18 protein-coding genes and 1 pseudogene are annotated in these 18714 nt (G+C 71.2%); 9 read left to right on the forward strand and 10 right to left on the reverse strand.

Annotation, left to right across the window (positions count from 1 at the left end):
• The 8 genes and pseudogenes from OG948_RS04365 to OG948_RS04400 form a co-directional block, all read right to left on the reverse strand.
• Positions 1–1035: an EamA family transporter gene (locus OG948_RS04365; RefSeq protein ID WP_406293979.1), complete on the reverse strand. Its 1035-nt coding sequence runs from the start codon at positions 1033–1035 to the stop codon at positions 1–3.
• A gap of 31 nt (positions 1036–1066) precedes the next feature.
• On the reverse strand, positions 1067–1738 hold the full coding sequence (locus OG948_RS04370) for a GPP34 family phosphoprotein (protein ID WP_406293981.1): 672 nt from the start codon (positions 1736–1738) through the stop codon (positions 1067–1069).
• A gap of 254 nt (positions 1739–1992) precedes the next feature.
• A pseudogene (locus OG948_RS04375) lies at positions 1993–2202 on the reverse strand (hypothetical protein); the annotation flags it as partial.
• Positions 2203–2211: 9 nt separating this feature from the next.
• Positions 2212–3135 (reverse strand): SPFH domain-containing protein, encoded by a 924-nt coding sequence (locus OG948_RS04380; RefSeq protein ID WP_406293983.1) that lies wholly within the window; start codon positions 3133–3135, stop codon positions 2212–2214.
• Positions 3136–3261: 126 nt separating this feature from the next.
• Complete coding sequence (locus OG948_RS04385; RefSeq protein ID WP_406293985.1) at positions 3262–5094, reverse strand: hypothetical protein; 1833 nt, start codon at positions 5092–5094, stop codon at positions 3262–3264.
• A 14-nt stretch (positions 5095–5108) separates the two neighbouring features.
• On the reverse strand, positions 5109–5363 hold the full coding sequence (locus tag OG948_RS04390; RefSeq protein ID WP_406293987.1) for a hypothetical protein: 255 nt from the start codon (positions 5361–5363) through the stop codon (positions 5109–5111).
• Between the two features lie 176 nt (positions 5364–5539).
• On the reverse strand, positions 5540–6175 hold the full coding sequence (locus OG948_RS04395) for a response regulator (protein WP_406300182.1): 636 nt from the start codon (positions 6173–6175) through the stop codon (positions 5540–5542).
• An 11-nt stretch (positions 6176–6186) separates the two neighbouring features.
• The gene (locus OG948_RS04400) at positions 6187–7440 is read right to left on the reverse strand and encodes a sensor histidine kinase (RefSeq protein ID WP_406293989.1); all 1254 of its coding nucleotides are present in this window, start codon (positions 7438–7440) and stop codon (positions 6187–6189) included.
• 159 nt (positions 7441–7599) lie between these two features.
• On the opposite strand from OG948_RS04400, the gene OG948_RS04405 reads away from it, so the two are divergent.
• The 4 genes from OG948_RS04405 to OG948_RS04420 are packed head-to-tail and all read left to right on the forward strand — an operon-like array spanning position 7600 to position 12001.
• On the forward strand, positions 7600–8325 hold the full coding sequence (locus OG948_RS04405; protein WP_406293991.1) for an ABC transporter ATP-binding protein: 726 nt from the start codon (positions 7600–7602) through the stop codon (positions 8323–8325).
• Positions 8322–9104, forward strand: a complete 783-nt coding sequence (locus OG948_RS04410; protein ID WP_406293993.1) for an ABC transporter permease — start codon at positions 8322–8324, stop codon at positions 9102–9104. The genes OG948_RS04405 and OG948_RS04410 overlap by 4 nt, the downstream gene beginning before the upstream one ends.
• 54 nt (positions 9105–9158) lie before the next feature.
• Positions 9159–10535 (forward strand): FtsW/RodA/SpoVE family cell cycle protein, encoded by a 1377-nt coding sequence (locus OG948_RS04415; RefSeq protein ID WP_406293995.1) that lies wholly within the window; start codon positions 9159–9161, stop codon positions 10533–10535.
• Entirely contained in the window at positions 10532–12001 is a 1470-nt protein-coding gene (locus tag OG948_RS04420) for a penicillin-binding transpeptidase domain-containing protein (protein WP_406293997.1), read from the forward strand. The genes OG948_RS04415 and OG948_RS04420 overlap by 4 nt, the downstream gene beginning before the upstream one ends.
• A gap of 32 nt (positions 12002–12033) precedes the next feature.
• Here OG948_RS04420 and OG948_RS04425 read toward each other — a convergent pair whose 3' ends face one another.
• Entirely contained in the window at positions 12034–12642 is a 609-nt protein-coding gene (locus OG948_RS04425; protein ID WP_406293999.1) for a TetR/AcrR family transcriptional regulator, read from the reverse strand.
• Between the two features lie 139 nt (positions 12643–12781).
• On the opposite strand from OG948_RS04425, the gene hpnH reads away from it, so the two are divergent.
• Positions 12782–13786 (forward strand): adenosyl-hopene transferase HpnH, encoded by a 1005-nt coding sequence (gene hpnH / locus OG948_RS04430; RefSeq protein ID WP_395868322.1) that lies wholly within the window; start codon positions 12782–12784, stop codon positions 13784–13786.
• Positions 13787–13833: 47 nt separating this feature from the next.
• On the opposite strand, the gene OG948_RS04435 is transcribed toward hpnH, so the two are convergent.
• Positions 13834–15456, reverse strand: coding sequence for a TROVE domain-containing protein (locus tag OG948_RS04435; RefSeq protein WP_406294001.1), 1623 nt, complete (start codon positions 15454–15456; stop codon positions 13834–13836).
• Between the two features lie 518 nt (positions 15457–15974).
• Here OG948_RS04435 and OG948_RS04440 point away from each other — a divergent pair.
• From OG948_RS04440 to OG948_RS04455, 4 genes are all read left to right on the forward strand, one after another.
• Positions 15975–16277 (forward strand): hypothetical protein, encoded by a 303-nt coding sequence (locus OG948_RS04440; RefSeq protein WP_406294003.1) that lies wholly within the window; start codon positions 15975–15977, stop codon positions 16275–16277.
• Between the two features lie 55 nt (positions 16278–16332).
• Positions 16333–16647, forward strand: coding sequence for a DUF6247 family protein (locus tag OG948_RS04445; protein ID WP_406294004.1), 315 nt, complete (start codon positions 16333–16335; stop codon positions 16645–16647).
• 306 nt (positions 16648–16953) lie between these two features.
• Positions 16954–17322, forward strand: a complete 369-nt coding sequence (locus OG948_RS04450) for a hypothetical protein (protein ID WP_406294006.1) — start codon at positions 16954–16956, stop codon at positions 17320–17322.
• A 340-nt stretch (positions 17323–17662) separates the two neighbouring features.
• Entirely contained in the window at positions 17663–18631 is a 969-nt protein-coding gene (locus OG948_RS04455; protein ID WP_406294008.1) for a helix-turn-helix domain-containing protein, read from the forward strand.
• The last annotated feature ends 83 nt before the right edge of the window (positions 18632–18714 follow it).

Genomic DNA, 18714 nt, shown 5'->3' on the forward strand with positions numbered 1-18714 from the left:
TCACGTCCGCGTTCGTTGTGGTGACTCCGCACAAGCGTCCGGTACTGCGGCCGGAGTGGGGATGGCACCTGCGACGGGAACTGGTCGTGGATCGGGCCCGGGCCCGGCTGTATCGGACCTCGCCCGAGCCCGTCGAGGCGACTGGGCCACGGTGACACCGGCGCTGGCGATCACCACCAGCGCGATGCCCCCGATCTGGATCAGCACCAGCGACTGATGCAGGACGACGAAGCCGGCGATCGCGGCCACGGCCGGCTCCAGACTGGCCAACAGCCCGAACGTCGCGGTCGGCAGGTGCTTCATCGCGAGCATCTCGAAGCTGTACGGCAGCGCCGAGGACAGCAGCGCGACGCACAGGCCCAGGCCCAGCACCTTGGGCTCGAACAGCGCGGTACCGGCGGAGGTCACGCCGAACGGGGTGACCAGGACCGCGGCGACCGCGAAGCCGAGCGCCAGGCCCTCGATGCCGTCGAAACGCTTGGAGATCTTCGAGGCGACCACGATGTAGCCGGCCCAACAGGCCGCCGCCGCCATCACGAAGGCGACGCCGACCGGGTCCAGACCGCTGAAGCCGCCGCGGCCCAGGAGCAGCACGCCGCCGGCCGCGAGCACGATCCACACCATGTCGCGCAGCCGCCGGGACAACACGACGGCCAGACCGAGCGGGCCGAGGAACTCGAGCGTGACGGCCGGGCCCAGCGGCAGCCGGGCGATGGCCTCGTAGAAGAACATGTTCATGCCCGCGAACATCACGCCCAGGCCGACCACCACGAACCAGTCCGCGCGGGTGCGCCCGCGCAGCCGCGGCCGGCAGAACGCGAGCAGCATGGTCGCGGCCAGCACCAGCCGCAGGGTGACCGCGCCGGCCGGGCCCACGTACGGGAACAGCCGGGCCGCGAAGGCGGCGCCGAACTGGATCGAGCACGCGCTCGCCAGCACCAGCAACACCGCTCGACCCTGCGCTCCCGGCCGGAGCCGGTCGACGAATGCGGGTAGCGCACGCGAGGTCGCGTCGGCGGTGGTGCGGGAGGTCATTCTCCGACACTACGGACATCGTCAAGCCACTTCACGCGCCGGCCCCGGCGTCGGCGGCATTCCGATCCCGCACCACCTTGCGCAGGGCCTCGGGCACCGGGCCCAGGCCGGCCTCCAACTCGCGGATCCGGCCCTTGGCGGCCCGGCGTTCCCGCCCGCCGAGCACCACGCGCAGTTGGCCCTCGTAGGCCAGCGCGGCGAGCGCGGCGTCCGCCGCCGGGACGCGCGTGATCGGCCGGGTGCCCTTGAGCGCGCCCCACATCGCCTTGGTCGCCTCGGCCCGCAGGCGCGGTTGGCGCAGGAGTATGCGTCGGGTCGGGATGATGCCCAGCAGGCGGTACGACTCGTATCCGATCACCCGCTCGCGTTCGAGGTGGGCACCGACTCGGCCGACGGCCTGTCGGTCGCCCTTCTTGACCCAGTGGCGCCACCGGTGCGCTCGCTCGCTCGCGGTGATCCTGGCCAGCAGGTCGGCAGCCAGATCGCAGTCCGCAACGACGGCGCCCCGAGGGGCGGTGACCGTGACCTTTCCGCCGTCGTCACGGATCAGGCCCCGCTCGTACAGGTCGTACAGGGCCGCCGCCTGGAGCGTCACCCCCAGGTGCGCTCGGCTCAGCAGTCGGCGTCGCTCGGGACTGTAGGCGAGCAGGAACACTCGCCGGGCCATGGACACGTTCATGTCGACCTCCAGGGATGCGTTCACGTCGGCCTCCTCGGCGCCAGGACGTCACATCGTCGTCGGGGTTGTCGTCACGGCGCGGTACCGAGGTCGCCAGGGTCGCCACGGCGGCCACCACGCCGACCAGCACCGCCAGGGTCGCCTCGATCGCCACCGTCGCCTCCGCCGGGCTCGGTATCGGATACGGACTCGGAGGACTCGGGCTCGGGTTCGGGGGGCTCGAGTTCGGAGGACTCGGAGGACTCGGACTCGGAGGGATGCGACTCGCGGGACGCGGGCCCGGAGGACTCGGGGTCGGCCTTGGGCGGTCGGCCCCGGCGGGCCGGACGGCCGGCGTTGCCCGGCATCCGGCCCGCGTCGCCCAGCGAGCGCCGGAGCAGGAACTCGATCTGCGCGTTGGTGCTGCGCAGTTCGTCCGCCGCCCACTTGGCGATCGCGTCGTGCACCGCGGGGTCCAGCCGGAGCAGGATCTTCTTGCGCTCGGTCACGGGGACCGACTACGCGTACAGGGAACCGGTGTTGACCACCGGCTGGGTGGCCTGTTCGCTGCACAGCACCACGAGCAGGTTGCTGACCATCGCCGCGCGGCGGTCGTCGTCCAGTTCCACCATGTCGCCCTCCTCGAGCCGGGTCAGTGCCAGTTCGACCATGCCCACCGCGCCCTCGACGATCCGCTGCCGGGCCGCGACCACCGCGCCCGCCTGCTGGCGGCGCAACATCGCCTGGGCGATCTCCGGCGCGTAGGCCAGTCGGGTGATCCGCGACTCGACCACGCTGACCCCGGCCGAGGCGACTCGCGCGCCGATCTCGGCGGAGAGCTTGCCGGTGATCTCGTCGGCGTTGTCGCGCAGCGACATGCCGCCGTTGCCGTGGTCGTCGTACGGGTAGCTGTTGGCGATGTGCCGCACCGCGGTCTCGGTCTGGATCGCGACGAACTCCTCGAAGTCGTCCACCTCGAACTTGGCCTGCGCGGTGTCCTTGACCTGCCACACCACGACCGCGGCGATCTCGATCGGGTTGCCGTCGTTGTCGTTGACCTTGGCGGTCTGCGTCTCGTGGTTGCGGATGCGGGTGGAGACCTTGGTGCGGTTGGTGAACGGGTTCACCCAGCGCAGGCCGTCCTTGCGCAGCGTGCCCTTGTAGTGCCCGAACAACTGGAGCACCCGGGCCTCGCCGGGGGCGACGGTGGTCAGCCCCAGCAGGGAGAAGAGCGACACGACGATGATCACGATGCCCGCGGTGATGCCCGCGGCCTTCTGCCCGTCGTGCTGCAGTGCGCCGAAGACGGTGAGCCCCACGCCGCCGCCCACGCAGAGCAGACCGACCGTGAGCGCGGACAGCCCGGGGGCGCCGGTCACCAACTTCTCCCGGACCTGGGGGGCCGGCATTTCCACAATGGTCTCGGAGCCGATGTTGCTCATGAGGTCACTCCCCGATCGGTTCGATGTGTCATCACCACCATAGCAAAGTGATATCACTTTATGTCGAGGGAGAAACCTCGATCGTGCCCGCGGCCCGGCCGGTCGCCCGGGTGGGCGACCCGTCGATCAGCCGAGCGACTTGATCGTGGTGCCGTTGCGGACGTTGGCCGCCAGCGCCGGGGCGGGCGGGAGCGCGCCGGGTGGGGCCTTGATCACGAGTTGCCGGGCGTCGGCGGAGCCGGTGACCGAGCCGGAGGCGGTCACCTTGACCACGTCGCGGGTGCCCGCCCCGACCAGGTACCAGGCGCCGGAGCGCGAGCGCCACCAGGTCGAGGTGACGATGTCGTTGCCGGAGCGGCTGCACGCGGGCGAATCGGTGAGCCGGTTGACGGTCTGCGCGCCGGTCGCGCTCGCCCCGGGTGGCAGGAACTGGACCACGACGTCACCACCGCCCCTGCGGTCGAACGCGTGCAGGCACGACCACATCGCCTCCCCCGCGGACTCGGGCAGGTCGAAATGCGCGAACTCCCAGTTGTTGACCAGCCGCAGGCCCCGTCCGCGCAGCGTGTCCAACGCGCACGCGGTCCGCGACCAGGTGTTGAGGGCGCGTTCGCTGGAGGCGGCCTCGGAGGGGCGGCCGGTGTGGAAGTAGTCCGGCGGCGGCATGTAGGTCAGGTGCGTCGCGGTCAGTTCGCCCAGGTCCGCGAGCAGGTAGGGGTGGTTGTCGGCGGCGCGCCCGGACAGCAGTTCGAGCACGGGTACGGTGGCGCAGTCCTTCGCGGCGGTGCCGAGATCGGGCATCGGGGCGGTGATGCCGCCGGTGATCGCGAGCGGCTTGCCCTTGTCCTCGGGACGACGCAGGTCGCGCACGGCGGCCTCGTCGACCCAGGGCGCGAGCAGCATGCGCACGCCGGCCGGGTCGCGGCGCAGCACCACGGCGGAGGCGGAGCGCTCGTCCGAGTCGTCGGCGGAGGCGACGTCGAGTCGGTGTCGACCGTGCTCCTCGGTATAGCGGGCCAGGCGTGTGCCGTCGGCGAGCAACACCACGGCGGCGCCCGCGACGTCGCCCGCGTACAGCAGGCGTGGGGTGCCCGACGGCGGGCCCACCGCGGCGTCCGGGCCGAGGGTGACGGGGGTGCCGTCACCGGGATCGGTCCACGCCCGGACCGCGCGCCGGGTCAGCGCCTCGTCGCCGGCCCGGGCGCCTCGGGTGGACCAGACCTCGAAGTCGAGCCGGGTCGTGGTGTTCCAGGCGCCGGCCGGGATCGATCGGGGCGGCCCGGCGACCACCTGCGCGGCGGGTGCGGCCTGGTCGCTCCGGCCGCCGTCGCCCGAGGGAGCGGAGCGGTCGGTCGCGTACCAGGCGATCATCGCGATCGCGCCGGTCGCGGCGAGTACGCCCAGCGCGGTGCGCCGGCGTCGGCGGCGGCGCAGCAGGTCCGAGGGGCTGGCCCGGAGCGTGCACGGGTCGAACTGGTCGGCGCGCAGCAGTCGGCCGGCCGCTGACCCGGGGCCGGCCGGAGCCTCGACCGGGCGCAGCGCGGACTCGGCCGCATCCGCCTCGGACTCGGCGGCCAGGACGTCCTCGACACCGGCGGCGAGCAGGAGTTCGGCCACCTCGACGGGGTCGAGGCCGTCCAGCGCGCGCAGCACGAGGACCGCGCGGGCGGGGCCGGACAGGCGGCCGAGCGCCTGTTCGATCGCCAACGCGTCCGCGCCGCCGGTCGGCGGGAACAGGCGCAGTCCCCAGACCTGCGGCAGCAGCACCCGACGCCGGGTGGAACGATTCAGGCGCAGCGCGCCGCGCACGACGCGCAGCCGGAGCAGCTCGGCGTCGCTCATGTCCGCGCCGTCCGGGCCGGCGGACCCGCCGGCGCCGCGTCCGAGGTCGCGCAGTCGGCCCGGCAGCGCGTCCTGGACCAAGGCGTGCGCGGCCAGCACCCGTCGGTGCCGCTCCATCGTGGGCGGCAGGATCAGGTAGGCGAGCCGGCGAGTTCGGGGTAGCGCCCGACCAGCAGGGCCTCGGTACGGCGCACCGCCCCCTGGTCCAGCCGGCGCCGGCACAGCTCGACGAGGTCGACCCGGGTACGGCGGATGCGGCCCAGGGCGCCGCGGTCGGTGTGCCCGGCGCGGTCGTCGTGACTGCCGTGGTCGGCTTGCGAGCCGCGGCCGTTCGGGTCGGGTCGGGTCTCCGGGTCCGGTGTGCTCTCGTCGCCGCCGTGTCGCATGTGTGGGCCCCCTTTTCGCCGCGCCTTCGTCGGCTCCCGCGAATCGGTACGGGGCCCGTGCGCACGATGGCCAACGAGCACCACCCGAAGGGGTCACACATAGTACGAACATCTCTTTTCATGTCGTTTTTTGCTCGAAGCGATCGGCCTCGGCCTGGCCGGGCGGCCCGGTCGGATCACCCGGGTCCGACGAAGCCCGATTCGTAGGCCGCGATCACCGCCTGGGTGCGGTCGCGGGCACCCAATTTGCCCAGCAGCGCACTCACATGGCTCTTGACCGTCTCGGTGCCCAGGAACAACTCGGCGGCGATCTCGGCGTTGTTCAGCCCCCGGGCCATCGCCCGCAACACCTCGGCCTCGCGGTCGGTCAGGTTGGCCCGGGCCACCGCGTCGGCGCGGGCCGCGTTCCGGTGGCGCTCGACCAACGCCCGCAGCTTGGCCGGGAACAACAGCGAGTCCCCGGTGGCCAGCGCCCGCACCGCTCCGGTGATCTCGGCCGGGCGGGCCCGCTTGAGCAGGAAGCCGTGCGCTCCCACCCGCAACGCCTCGTAGACGTACTCGTCGTTCTCGAAGGTGGTCATGATCAGGATCTTGGGCGGCTGGTCGAGATGGGCGAGCAGGTCCCGGGTGGCCTGGATGCCGTCCACGCGCGGCATGCGCACATCCATCACGAGCACGTCCGGGCGCAGCGAACGGACCAGCGAGAGCACGCCCGCACCGTCGTCGGCCTCGCCCACGACCTCGAAGTCGGGCTGCGCGCCCAGGATGGCCCGCAGGCCCGCCCGAACCAGTTCGTCGTCGTCCACCAACATGATCGTGATCGTCACGACGCCCACCGTAGAGGCAGCCGCACGTGCACCCGCCAGTAGCCGTCCTGGGCGCCGGCGGTGGCCTCGCCGCCGAGCAGCGCGGCCCGCTCGCGAATCCCGCGCAGCCCGCTGCCGCTGCCCGCGCCGACCACCGATCGCTCGGCACCGGCGGCGGGTGCGCTGTTCAGCACGGTCAACTCGACGTCGTGGTCGTCCACCGCCACGGTGACGTCGACCGGAACCGGGCCCGCGTGCCGCAGCACGTTGGTGAGCGACTCCTGCACGATGCGATAGCCCTCGCGCGAGATCACCGCCGGCACCGCGTCGAGGGCGCCCGATATCCGCAGTGCGACCGAGGCGCCCGCGCCGCGCGTGGTGTCGACCAGCGTCTTGACCTCGGGCAGGCCCGGCCGGGGCGCGGCCGGCTCCGGCGCGTCGCGCAGCAGCAACAACATACGTTCGAGATCCTCCAGGGCCTGCCGGCCGGTCTCCTCGATCGCCTCGAGTGCCCGGTCCGCGAAGCCGGGGTCGGTGTCGAGCAGTTGCCGGGCGGCGCCGGCCTGAAGCACCGTCACCGACAACGCGTGGCCGATCGAGTCGTGCAGCTCTCGGGCGAGCCGATTGTGTTCGAGCAGTTGCTCGGTCCGACGCTCGGCCATCGCGAGCCGCTCGCTCGCGGACGGCCCGAGCAGCCTGGTACCGAGCCGGGTCAGCAGCCAACCCACGCCCGCCAGGTAGTAGATCGCCGCGACGATGACGAGCAGGCCGAGCGGGATCAGCCACCAGTGCCCGGCACCGCCCGCGAAGGTGAGCCCGCTGAACTTCAAGCCCCCGTCCGTGCCCGGCGCCACGATCATCGCGATCCCGGTGAACACCGCCTGGCCCACGAGCGCGAGGCCGAGCCAGGCCAGTTCGACCCGCAGCACCAGCCACAGCGCGGTGCGCCATCGATCCGCCCATCCCTGCGACCGGGTCACCGCGATGTCGCTCTCGTCGCCGGGGCGCAGCAGCAGCCTGGCCAGGAAGCCCTCGAACCGGCGCGCCTCGGCGAGCAGCCCGAACGCCACCAGGATCGGAATCGGGGCGGTCAGCAGCGCCAGCGCGTCGGCGACCCCGCCGTTGTCCTCCAGGCCGGGATACACCAGAGCGACCGCGACACCCAGCGCCAACGCCGTGAACAGGTGGAAGCCACGCGTGTAGGTGCTCGCCGCGACGAGCGGTCGGGCGAGGCGGGCGAGCGAGGCGCGAAGCGGCGCGATCCGGGACATGCCGCCATCCTGCCGGGTCGTCGTGCGCGCGGCCTCCCCCGCCCGGGGGAGACCGTCCCCACGGTCGGGGGATCCGGCGCGGGGCTCCCGAATCGCAGTCTTGAGGCACCGCAGCAACCGGGCGGTGACCACTTCGAGGCAGCAGAGGGAGCACGGCAGATGATCCGCATCCGCAACCTGACGAAGCGTTACGGCGACGTTCTCGCGGTCGACGACCTCGACTTCGAAGTCGCCGCAGGCACGGTGACCGGCTTCCTCGGGCCCAACGGCGCGGGCAAGTCCACCACCCTGCGGATGGTGCTGGGCCTGGACCGGCCCAGCTCCGGAAGTGCCACCGTCGGCGGCCGGGTCTACGGCGAGCTGCGCGAGCCGCTGCGCCATGTGGGAGCGCTGCTCGACGCGGGAGCGGTGCACCGACGCCGCCGGGGCCGCGACCACCTGCTCTACCTCGCGCGGTCCAACCGCATACCGGACTCCCGGGTGGACGAGGTGCTGGACCGGGTCGGCCTGACCGACGCGGCCCGGCGCCGGGCCGGCACCTACTCGCTCGGGATGCGCCAGCGCCTGGGCATCGCCGCCGCGCTATTGGGCGATCCGGAGGTGCTGATCTTCGACGAACCGGTCAACGGGCTCGATCCGGAGGGCATCCGGTGGATCCGCGACCTGATCCGGTCGCTGGCCGCCGAGGGCCGCACGGTGTTCCTCTCCAGCCACCTCATGAGCGAGATGGCGCTGACCGCCGGACACCTCGTGGTGATCGCCGGCGGGCGCCTGTTGGCCGACACCTCGCTGGCCGAGTTCGTCGGCGAGGGCGAGTCCTTGGAAGACGTCTATCTCCGGCTGACCGCCGGACACGAACAGTTCGTAGGAGGTGGCCGCGCGTGAGCACGGCAACGACACAGGTGCGCGGCTCGTTCCCGGCGGCGCTGCACGCCGAGTGGACCAAGATCCGCACGGTGCCCTCGACCCGGTGGTTGCCGGCGGTCGTGGTGCTGCTGACCGTCGGCGTCGGCGCACTGGTCGACGCGTTCGTCGCCGAGGGCCAACGCCGCGAGGACGGCGCGGAATACGACCCCTTCACGCTCGTGCACTACGGCGTCAACCTCGGCCAGATAGCACTGGTGGCCTTCGCGGTGCTGGCCGTGGCCGGCGAGTACGGCAGCGGCACCATCCACGCCTCGCTCGCGGCGGTGCCCGATCGCCGTGTGTTCGCCGCCGCGAAGTTGACCGTGATCACCGCGGTGGCGCTGGTCACGGGCATCGTCTCCAGCCTGGCCTGCACCCTGACGGCCCGGGTGTTCCTGCCGGCCGGCGACATCTCGCTGACCACCGCGGAGACTTGGCGCACGGCCTTCGGCCAGGGGGCCTATCTGGTGCTGCTGGCGGTCATCTGCGCCGGCGCCACCTTCGTGCTGCGCACGCCGATGGCCTCGATGGGCCTGCTGATACCGCTGATCCTGCTGGGCACCGCTGCGCTCACCGCGATACCCGGCGTGCGCGAGGCGGCCAAATTCCTGCCGGACCGGGCCGGGCAACGCATCATGCGGCTGCACGACTTCAACGCCTACGAACTCGACCCGTGGGCGGGCCTGGGGGTGATGGCGCTGTGGGCGATCGCCGCGGCGGCCACCGCGCTGATCGTGGTGCGCCGGCGCGACGCCTGACGCCGAGCGCGACCCTCCGGTTACCCACGGTCACTTGTGGGCATTCCAGAGCCCATGTCCAGATGGCGGCGGCGCGAGGCGGCAACGGGGGAACCTCTGCCGCCCACGCGCCGCAACACCGAACTCCTGCTGCTCGTCTTCGCGGTCCTGGTCCCCGTCTGCGCCTACGCGAACGTCGGCCTGGCCAAACACGGCTCCATTCCCCAGGACACCGCGAAGTACGGGCTCGGGCTCGGCCTCCTCGTCCTGGTCGCACACCTTCTGGTGCGCCGCTTCGCGCCGTACGCCGATCCGGTGCTGCTGCCGATCGCCGCGCTGCTCAACGGCCTGGGCCTGGTGCTGATCTACCGGCTCGATCTGGAGACGCAGAAGGTGCAGGCCGCGTCCTCGCAACTGATGTGGTCGGCCATCGGGGTGATCCTGTTCGCGGTGGTGATGATCGCCGTGCGCGACCACCGCTCTCTGGGCAAATACTCCTACCTCGCGGCCACCATGGCGCTGTTCCTGATGATCGTCCCGGCCTTCTTCCCGGCCATCAACGGCGCGAAGGTGTGGATCCGGCTCGGCCCGTTCTCGTTGCAGCCCGGCGAGTTCGCCAAGATCATCCTGGTCGTCTTCTTCGCGTCCTACCTGGCCGGCACGCGCGAGACGCTGATGATGATCGGGCGCCGGTTCTGCGGCGTGAACCTGCCGCGCGGTCGCGACCTGGGTCCGGTCGTCGCGGTGTGGCTGGCCTCGGTCGGCATCCTGGTGCTGGAACGCGACCTGGGCACGTCCCTGCTCTACTTCGGCGCGTTCGTGGTGATGCTCTACGTGGCGACCGCCCGGATCGGTTGGATCCTGGTCGGCCTGATCCTGATCGCCCTCGGCGCGTTCGTCGTCGGTTCCGCAGAACCCCACGTGCACCTGCGCGTGCAGAATTGGCTGGAACCGTTCGCGAGCATCCACGCGGGCCTGGGGCCGGGCCAACTCGCCCAGTCGCTGTTCTGTTTCGCGGCCGGCGGCCTGCTCGGCGCCGGCCTCGGACTGGGCCACTCGATCCTGGTCGGCTTCGCCGCCAAGAGCGACTTCATCCTCGCCACGGTCGGCGAGGAGCTCGGACTCACCGGCCTCGCCGCGCTGTTCGTGCTCTACGCGCTGCTGGTCGCGCGCGGCTTCCGGGCCGGCCTGACCGCGCCGGACGCGTTCGGCTCACTGCTCGCGTACGGGCTCTCCGCCGTCCTGGCGATCCAGGTGTTCGTGGTCGCGGGCGGGGTGACCGCCCTGATCCCGCTCACCGGCATGACCATGCCCTTCCTCGCCCAGGGCGGCTCGTCCGTGGTCACCAACTGGGCGCTGATCGCGCTGCTGATGAAGGTCAGTGACCGCGGCCGCCGACCACTCGCGCCGATCGACGAAAGCGCCCCGCTACCCGAGGAGGTGCCCGCGTGATCGTTACCGCCCGACGAGCCGCCGGGTTCTGCCTGCTGCTGCTCCTGGCACTGCTCGGCAACGCGACCTGGCTCCAGGCGCACAAGGCCGACGCCTACGACCACATGACGGGCAACCGCCGCCCGCAGATCGTCCGCTACCAGGAGCCGCGCGGCGACATCCTGGTCGCCGACCGGCCGATCACCGGCTCCCCGCACACGGACACCTCATCCGACCTGGCCTACGGCCGCAGCTACACCGACGGCCCGCTCTACGCGCCGGTCACCGGCTACGCGTCCCAGCTCTACGGCACCACACTGCTCGAAGGCGTCGAGGACGACCTGCTCGCCGGCACCGATCCGCGCCTGGGCGCGTGGCCGGTGATCACCGCCGTCACCCGCAAGCGCAGCCCCGCCGGCAATGTGGCCACCACGATCCTGCCCGCCGCCCAACAGGCCGCGTTCGCCGGTCTCGCGAGCACCGGCAACAAGGGCGCCGCGGTCGCGATCGACCCCACCACCGGCGCGATCCTGGCCCTGGTCAGCACCCCCTCCTACGACCCGGGCAGGCTGGCCGCCGCGAACAAGGCGACCCGTACCGCGTGGACCGCGCTGGACACCGACCCCGACCGCCCGATGCTCAACCGGGCCCTGCGCGAGACCTATCCCCCGGGCTCCACCTTCAAGGTGGTCACCGCCGCCGCCGCGCTCGGCTCCGGCACGGTCGCCGACCCCGACGAGCCGACCGATTCGCCCGACCCCTACCCCCTGCCCGAAACGCAGACCCGCCTGGGCAACGAGGCCACCGGCTGCCGCAACGCGTCGCTGCGGCACGCCCTGTCGGTGTCCTGCAACACCGTGTTCGCCAAGCTCGGGGTCGACATGGGCGCCGAGGTGATGCGCCGTCAGGCCAAGGCGTTCGGCTTCGGCGACCCGAAGTTGCGCATCCCGGTCGCGGTCACCGAGAGCGTGTTCCCGAGCAGCCCCGACCGCCCGCAGACCGCACTGTCCTCGATCGGCCAGTTCGACACGCGGGCCACCCCGCTCCAGATGGCGATGGTCGCCGCCGGCATCGCCAACGACGGCGACGTGATGCGGCCGTATCTGGTCGAACGACTCACCCGCGGCGACGGCAGCACCGTGCAGGCGACCCACCACGAGACCCTGGCCCGCGCGGTCCCCCCACCGGTCGCGCGCCAACTCCAGAAGATGATGCAGGACGTGGTCACCAACGGCACCGGCGGCAACGCCCGGATCGACGGCGCGATCGTCGGCGGCAAGACCGGTACCGCCCAGCACGGCGAAGGCAACCGGGCCGTGCCCTACGCGTGGTTCATCGCGTACGCGAAGCCCGCCGCCGACGCCAAACCCGCGGTCGCGGTCGCCGTCGTGGTCGAGGACGGCGCGGCCGACCGCGCCGACATCACCGGCGGCGGCCTCGCCGCCCCGATCGCGAAAGCGGTGATGTCCGCCGTGCTCGCACGGTGACCACGACACCACAGGGCGCGAGCACCGACCGGTCAGCTCTTGCGCAGCCCGGCCAGCACCCGATCGATGACCTGCCCCACCTCGCGCCGCGCGAGCGCCGGATCCGCGGCGCGCGCGGTGTACATGCTCGCCTCGGAGATCAACGAGGCCAACAGCCGGGCCAGCGGCGCCACCGGCAGTTCGTCGATCTCGCCGTTGTCCATCGCCTGTCGCAGCCACGCCGCGAGCAGCCCGTGCCCGTGCTCGTCCACCAGCGCGTCCCACGACCCCGGCCCGAGCACCGCCGGCCCGTCCACCAGCACGATCCGCTGGAAGTCCCCGGTCGTGCACACGTCCAGGAACGACTGGAATCCGTGTCGCAACTGATCCCACGGTTCGCTGGGGTGGTCCTGGGCATGACCCATCTCGTGGGCGACCAGCGTCTGGGCCGCATCCGCCGCGACGGCCTCCATCACGGCGCGGAACAGATCGGCCTTGTCCTTGAAGTGGTGGTACAGCGCGCCCCGGGTGACCCGGGCCCTGGCCACGATCTCCTCGGTGCCGGTCTGCGCGTATCCCTGGGTCGCGAACAGCTCACGCGCCGCGGCCAGCAGGGCCGCGCGGGTGTCCGCGACATGTTGTGCCCGACGCGTGACCGCCATACAACCCCCACGTGACGTACAGCCTGTATGTTGAAGATGTTGTCATCATCGGGCACACCCGGGCAACGACGCCACGCCGAGTCGAGTTTCAGCGGACGCCGACGCCCCCGGGTTCGGGGATAGAGAGGATGCGACGGTCATGGGCCTGCCGCTGAACCTGGCTGTGAAAATCGGCACTCACCTGGTCAAGCAGAAGATCAAGCGGGTCGACAAATTCGCGATGATCGTGGAGGTCGAGCCGCTGTTCGCCTGCAACCTCAAGTGCGGCGGCTGCGGCAAGATCCAGCAACCACACGACGTGCTGCGCAAGCGCATGTCGGTCGAGCAGGCCGTCGCGGCCGTCGAGGAGTGCGGCGCTCCGATGGTGTCGCTGGCCGGCGGCGAGCCGCTGATGCACAAGCAGATCGACCAGATCGTCGAGGAGCTGCTCAAGCGCAAGAAGTTCGTGATCATCTGCACCAACGCCGTGCTGCTGCCCAAGCACCTGCACAAGTTCAAGCCGAACAAGAACTTCGCGTGGATGGTGCACATCGACGGCCTGCGCGAGAAGCACGACCAGGCGGTGGACAAGGAAGGCGTCTTCGACGAGGCCGTGGCCGCGGTCAAGATGGCCAAGGCCGCCGGATTCCAGGTCTACACGAACAGCACGTTCTTCAACACGGACTCCCCCGAGAGCATCGTGGACGTGCTGAACTTCCTCAACGACGACCTCAAGGTCGACCGGATCCAGATCTCCCCGGCCTACGCCTACGAGAAGGCCCCGGTGCAGAACCGCTTCCTGGGCGTCGAGCAGACCCGGAAGTTGTTCGCCTCCGCCTTCGCCGGCGGCAACCGCAAGAAGTGGCGGCTCAACCACTCCGCGCTCTTCCTCGACTTCCTCGAGGGCAAGCGCGACTTCGAGTGCACACCGTGGGCCATCCCGTCCTACTCGCTGCTCGGCTGGCAGCAGCCGTGCTACCTGATGGGCGACGGCTACGTGCAGAGCTACAAGGAACTGCTCACCGACACCGAGTGGGAGAACTACGGCCGCGGCAAGGACCCGCGCTGCGACAACTGCATGGCGCACTGCGGCTACGAGCCGACCGCCGTCCTGGCCACGATGGGCTCCCTCAAGGAGAGCCTGCGCGCGGTCGTCGCGGGCTGAGCACCGGGGTCGGCGAAGCGAACGACGCTCCGCCGACCCCGCCGCGCTCAGTCACGCGCGTGCTCCCACGGCCAACCGGCGTCGCGTCCCCGCGCCATCAGGTCGAGCACGGTGAACATCCGGTCGCTGAACCCGCCGATCTCGTGGCGGTTCGGCGTACCGGCCTCGATCGAGGTCGCGGCGTAACCGGTGGTGTCGACCCCGAACATCGGCACCGTCGCGGGTATCGCGTCCGACACCGAGATACCGGTCCCGCCGTCCGAGCCGCCGTATCCGCGGTGGGCGAACGCCTGCATGTCGGAGATGATCACGACCCGCTCGTGCCCCCGGTAGGCCGCCCGCAGCGCCGCGACGGTCTCGGTGCCGTGCCCGACCTCGCCGATCCGCGCGGTGAACGCCTCGATATCGCGCAGTACGGATCCGCCCCGGGTGAGCCTGTGCTCGAAGTGTCCGTCGGCGAAACCGACCAGATCCACCGCGTTGCCCCGGCGCGCGAGGACCGCGCCGAACAGCGCGCCGACGTCGACGTGCCGGACCTGCGAGCGCACGGAGACCGGCGACCTCATGCTGGCGGACGTGTCGACCAGGACGAGCGTACGGCCGGTCAGGGCGGGCACGTTCGCGCACGACGCGTTCAGCGCCGTCTCCAGCGCGTGCCCCCAGCGCAGCGACGGCGCCGCGCGGTGGGCGGACAGGAACCGGTACGGGAACTGCCGGGACCGAGCCACCTGTTCGGGATCGGCCAGCCGCTCCGCGACCTGTGCCGCGATGTGGTCCGGGACCTCCGCCTCGTCCAGGTTGCGCAGATTGCGCAGCAGCGCCATGTAACCCATCGACGGCACCAGTGCCGACCACAGCTCCGCCCTGTCCACCCGCGCCCCCGCGAGCGACAGCGCGTCCTCCCACGTCATGCCGGCCGCCGCCAACGCGTCCGCGTCGAGCAGCACCCGCGGGTCCGAGGCCGCTGCGGCGCGCAACGCGACGTTGGCCGTCACCATGCGCAGCGCGGCGGACGGCACGGCCTCGTCCGGGTGGTGGCGCCGATCGAGCGCGTACCCGAACAACTCGCCCTGCCACGGCTTGTCCGCCGCGGGCGCGGCGTGGACCAGGTTCAGCACGTCGGCGAACCGGTAGCCCTTGGACGCGGTGTCGTACTTGAGCAGTGAGCGTTCGCTGTACAGGCGGCGGACGGCGTCCGCGACACCGCGCTTGATCGGCTTGGGAATGGCGCGGCCGTAGTGGGAGGTCCAGTAGCCGATCAGCTCGCCCGGCTCGTCCGCACGCTGCAGCGCGGCGTCGACGACCAGGCGCGAGTACCCCGGTACGGCCGGCGCGCCCGTGTCCAGGCGGGCCTTGACCGTCTCGGCCGCCGCGACCAGGGCGGCACTGCGCATGTTCGCCCCGCCACGCAGCCACCGCACGAACTCGACCATCCAGGCCGGGTGTTCCACCGCGACGGTGCGCACGAGCGCGGTGAAGCGGTCGTCACGGGCGCCGGCGCTCTCGTAGAACGTGTCGTTGCCGACCATGTTCACGACCGCGAGCATGAGCAGCTCGCCGCGCGCGTCGCGGGTATGGGCCGCGCCACCCTCGTGGGTCGTGGTGCGGCCGGTGGTGGTGATCGGATCGGCGGCACGCGGGCGCGCCGAACGGGTGTTGAAGCGAGACATGAGGTGGTCCCCGGAGGGTGGGGGAAGGTCGAACGTCGCGAGGGTGCCCGAGATCAGGGCGGCCGGGCTTCAAGGCGCTCTACCGTTGAGCTACCGACGACCCGAGGGTCGTCGACCGGGATTCGAACCCGGAGCTGGAAGAAATCCCGGCCTGCGCACCGGGCACCCCACGACGTCGTCCTCCCGAGATCGAAGGCGACGACGGACACAGCCTGATGCTCTTCCATCTGAGCTACCTGCCGCCCTCGGGCGGCCGAGCGGGACTCGAACCCGCGACCATCAGATCCAAGAAGGAACCGTCGTCTGCGCACCGGGAGGTGCGTATGAAATTGTCGAGATCCAAAGATCCGGAGATCAAAACGGCAACGGTGGACTCGGTTTGAAGAAGTAACCGCCGCCCGCGCACCCGGACGTCATCACCCTAGCCACGAACCTCGAAGCCGCCCACGGAATATCCGACCCGGGCGAGAGCCCGCACGGCAGAGCCGGACCCACGAACAACCCCTGCCGTGGCGCCGATGACCAGGAACACCCTCACGAAGTGGGCGGACGGGCACGCGGACACCTACGCCTTGGGGGTCCTCACCGAGGCGATCGGCCTCGGCCTGCCCGTCGCCGCTCTTCCGTTCCGGAACGCCGCCCAGGCGGCCCACCCCGCCGTCGACCGGGCGGTCGAGATCCTCCGCGGCTGCGGGGTCCGGGTCCTGTACGGCGACGAGGGGTTCCGGCCGCACCCGCCGGGCACGGACGGCAGCCGCATCCCGACCTACCCGTGGGCCCGCGTGCTCGACGCTCTCGAGGTGCGCACGACCCGCGAATGACCCACGCGAGTGCGCCGGCCATCGATCACAGCGGGCGCGATGCCACGCTGTCCGCATGGACGAACAGACCACCGACCCCCGCCTGCCTCAGCACACCATCGGCTTCGGCGGCCCCGAACACGCCACCCCCGCCGAACTGCGCACCGAACTCCCCGACGACCTGCGCATGGAGTTCGAAGAGGAGTACCAGGCCGCCCTCAACGAGGCCAACGTCAACGGCAGCCTCCAAGCACTCGCCGAGATGCTGCCCCCGTGGCAAGGCGAACTCGCCCGGCGCCGCTCCCCGGACCGGCCCGAAATGGAAGAGACCATCCGCCGGCTCGACACCGGCCTGCCCGCCGACCGCGCCCAGTGGGGAGACCCCGGATGAGCTACCTCGTCGACGCCTCGTACAGCACCCAGAGTGCGATGCGCAGGGCACCCGCACCGCGAAGGTCGATTGGGAAGCCCGGACACCCCTCACCGGCATCCGGGCTGCCACAACCTGATGAGTCGTCAGCGTACCGGAATCGTCGTTGACACGTGTCGCATGGGTCGCGTCCGAACCAAATCTTGACTCTTTCCGGCACGTGGGAACTGGCGTGTCGGGTAGATTCGCGCCGCTATCGGCCCACCACGGGGTCGAAGCGGCTCCGCGAGGCGCGTGTTCCGCGGGGTTGAAATGGGGGCTTGTCACATGGTTCATCGTGTTCTTCGGCGTCTCGCCGGTCCGATTCTGCTCGCCGTGTTCGCGGCGGTCCTGACCGCCGTACCGGCCCAGGCCGCGTCCGCGCCGGCTCAGGCGCAGGTTCGCCAGGTCTCGTCCACGTCGGTATCCACGGGGCTCACCACGTCCGGCGTGCAGACGGTCGCGGACACCTCGGCTCAGACCACGTCGCATCGGGCCGCCGCGCAGCAGAACCACCCGACCAAGAAGTCGAAGTCGAAGAAAAAGAAGAAGGGCTTCTTCAAGAAGGCCGGGAAGTTCATCTTCGCGATCATCGGCATCATCATCGTCGCGATCATCATCTTCTTCGTCTGGCGGGCACTCAAGCGCCGCGACTGAGACAAGCGCTCAACGAGCGATCGGCCCTCCCGGTCGCTCCGGAACACACCGCGCGCCCGGCCCATGTCCCTTGGGCCGGGCGCGCGGTCATTCGCTCCCGTCGCGACCGAGGCACCTCCGCGACGCTCAGTGGTGCCACGACCGGTACTTGTCCGCATCGCGTGTATCGGCCGACCGCCCCACGGCCGACAGGGCACCGAGAACCACTGTGATCACCAGGAAAACCGCCAAAATCGTCATGTCCCAAGACTGCCCGATGCTTGCACATACATCGAGTGGCAGGACTGCCTGATTGGCGCAATATCCTGCCATCGGGGGTTGATGCCGGCATGCTGGACGCATGTTGCGCAACGTGGTCGCGATCGTTCAGGACGGCGTCGCACCCTTCGAACTCGGGGTGTTGTGCGAGGTATTCGGCATCGACCGGAGCGAGGAGGGCTGTCCGGTCTACGACTTCGCGGTGTGCGCGGTCACCCCCGGCCGGATCCGCACCAAGGCCGGTTACGACCTGTTCGCCGAGCACGGCCTCGACCGGGTCGCGCACGCGGACCTGATCGCGATCCCCGCGGCCGCCGAGCACGACGAGAACGCGCTGCCCGATCCCCGACTCCTGGACGCGCTGCGCGCCGCGGAGGCCCGCGGCGCGTGGATCATGAGCGTGTGCACCGGCGCGTTCACGCTGGGCCGGGCCGGCCTGCTCGACGGCCGCCGCTGCACGTCGCACTGGAAGTACACCGACCGTCTCGCCCGCATGTTCCCCCGGGCCGCCGTCGAGCCGGACGTGCTCTACGTCGAGGACCGCCGGGTGATCACCAGCGCCGGCACGGCCGCCGGCATCGACGCGTGCCTGCACCTGGTCCGCCTGGAGGACGGCACCCGCGTGGCCAACGCGATCGCCCGGCGCATGGTCGTCCCGCCGCACCGCGAGGGCGGTCAGGCGCAGTACATCTCCCGGCCCCTGCCCGAGCGGTCCGGCAGCCCGCTCCAGGCCACGCTCACCTGGATGGAGCGGCGCCTGGGCCGGGACGTGACGGTCGATCAGATGGCCGAACACGCGCTGATGTCACCGCGTACCTTCGCCCGCAGGTTCCAGCAGGAGATCGGCACCACGCCGTACGAGTGGCTCACCGCGCAGCGCGTGTTGCTGGCCCAGGAACTGCTGGAGGAGACCGACCTGCCGATCGACGCCGTCGCCGAACGCTCCGGTTTCGGCAGCGCCGCGACGCTGCGTCACCACTTCCTGCGCCGTCGCGGCACCACCCCGCAGAACTACCGCCGCACCTTCTGCCCCGGAAGCGCCACCGCGTGACCGCCATCCGCGTGACCGCGGTGGCGCGGCCGCGCGGACACACCGGCGCATCGACGCACCCATCGACACATCAACGCACACAC

The organism is Embleya sp. NBC_00888, from assembly GCF_045207655.1.
Taxonomy (GTDB): Bacteria; Actinomycetota; Actinomycetes; order Streptomycetales; family Streptomycetaceae; genus Embleya.

Excerpts from the sequence above, each read along its gene's own strand:
- OG948_RS04365 (WP_406293979.1), bottom strand. The coding sequence starts at position 1,035 with ATGACCTCCCGCACCACCGCCGACGCGACCTCGCGTGCGCTACCCGCA.
- OG948_RS04380 (WP_406293983.1), bottom strand. The coding sequence starts at position 3,135 with ATGAGCAACATCGGCTCCGAGACCATTGTGGAAATGCCGGCCCCCCAG.
- OG948_RS04385 (WP_406293985.1), bottom strand. The coding sequence starts at position 5,094 with ATGGAGCGGCACCGACGGGTGCTGGCCGCGCACGCCTTGGTCCAGGAC.
- OG948_RS04390 (WP_406293987.1), bottom strand. The coding sequence starts at position 5,363 with ATGCGACACGGCGGCGACGAGAGCACACCGGACCCGGAGACCCGACCC.
- OG948_RS04395 (WP_406300182.1), bottom strand. The coding sequence starts at position 6,175 with ATGTTGGTGGACGACGACGAACTGGTTCGGGCGGGCCTGCGGGCCATC.
- OG948_RS04400 (WP_406293989.1), bottom strand. The coding sequence starts at position 7,440 with ATGTCCCGGATCGCGCCGCTTCGCGCCTCGCTCGCCCGCCTCGCCCGA.
- OG948_RS04405 (WP_406293991.1), top strand. The coding sequence starts at position 7,600 with ATGATCCGCATCCGCAACCTGACGAAGCGTTACGGCGACGTTCTCGCG.
- OG948_RS04415 (WP_406293995.1), top strand. The coding sequence starts at position 9,159 with ATGTCCAGATGGCGGCGGCGCGAGGCGGCAACGGGGGAACCTCTGCCG.
- OG948_RS04425 (WP_406293999.1), bottom strand. The coding sequence starts at position 12,642 with ATGGCGGTCACGCGTCGGGCACAACATGTCGCGGACACCCGCGCGGCC.
- hpnH (WP_395868322.1), top strand. The coding sequence starts at position 12,782 with ATGGGCCTGCCGCTGAACCTGGCTGTGAAAATCGGCACTCACCTGGTC.
- OG948_RS04435 (WP_406294001.1), bottom strand. The coding sequence starts at position 15,456 with ATGTCTCGCTTCAACACCCGTTCGGCGCGCCCGCGTGCCGCCGATCCG.
- OG948_RS04440 (WP_406294003.1), top strand. The coding sequence starts at position 15,975 with ATGACCAGGAACACCCTCACGAAGTGGGCGGACGGGCACGCGGACACC.
- OG948_RS04445 (WP_406294004.1), top strand. The coding sequence starts at position 16,333 with ATGGACGAACAGACCACCGACCCCCGCCTGCCTCAGCACACCATCGGC.
- OG948_RS04450 (WP_406294006.1), top strand. The coding sequence starts at position 16,954 with ATGGTTCATCGTGTTCTTCGGCGTCTCGCCGGTCCGATTCTGCTCGCC.
- OG948_RS04455 (WP_406294008.1), top strand. The coding sequence starts at position 17,663 with ATGTTGCGCAACGTGGTCGCGATCGTTCAGGACGGCGTCGCACCCTTC.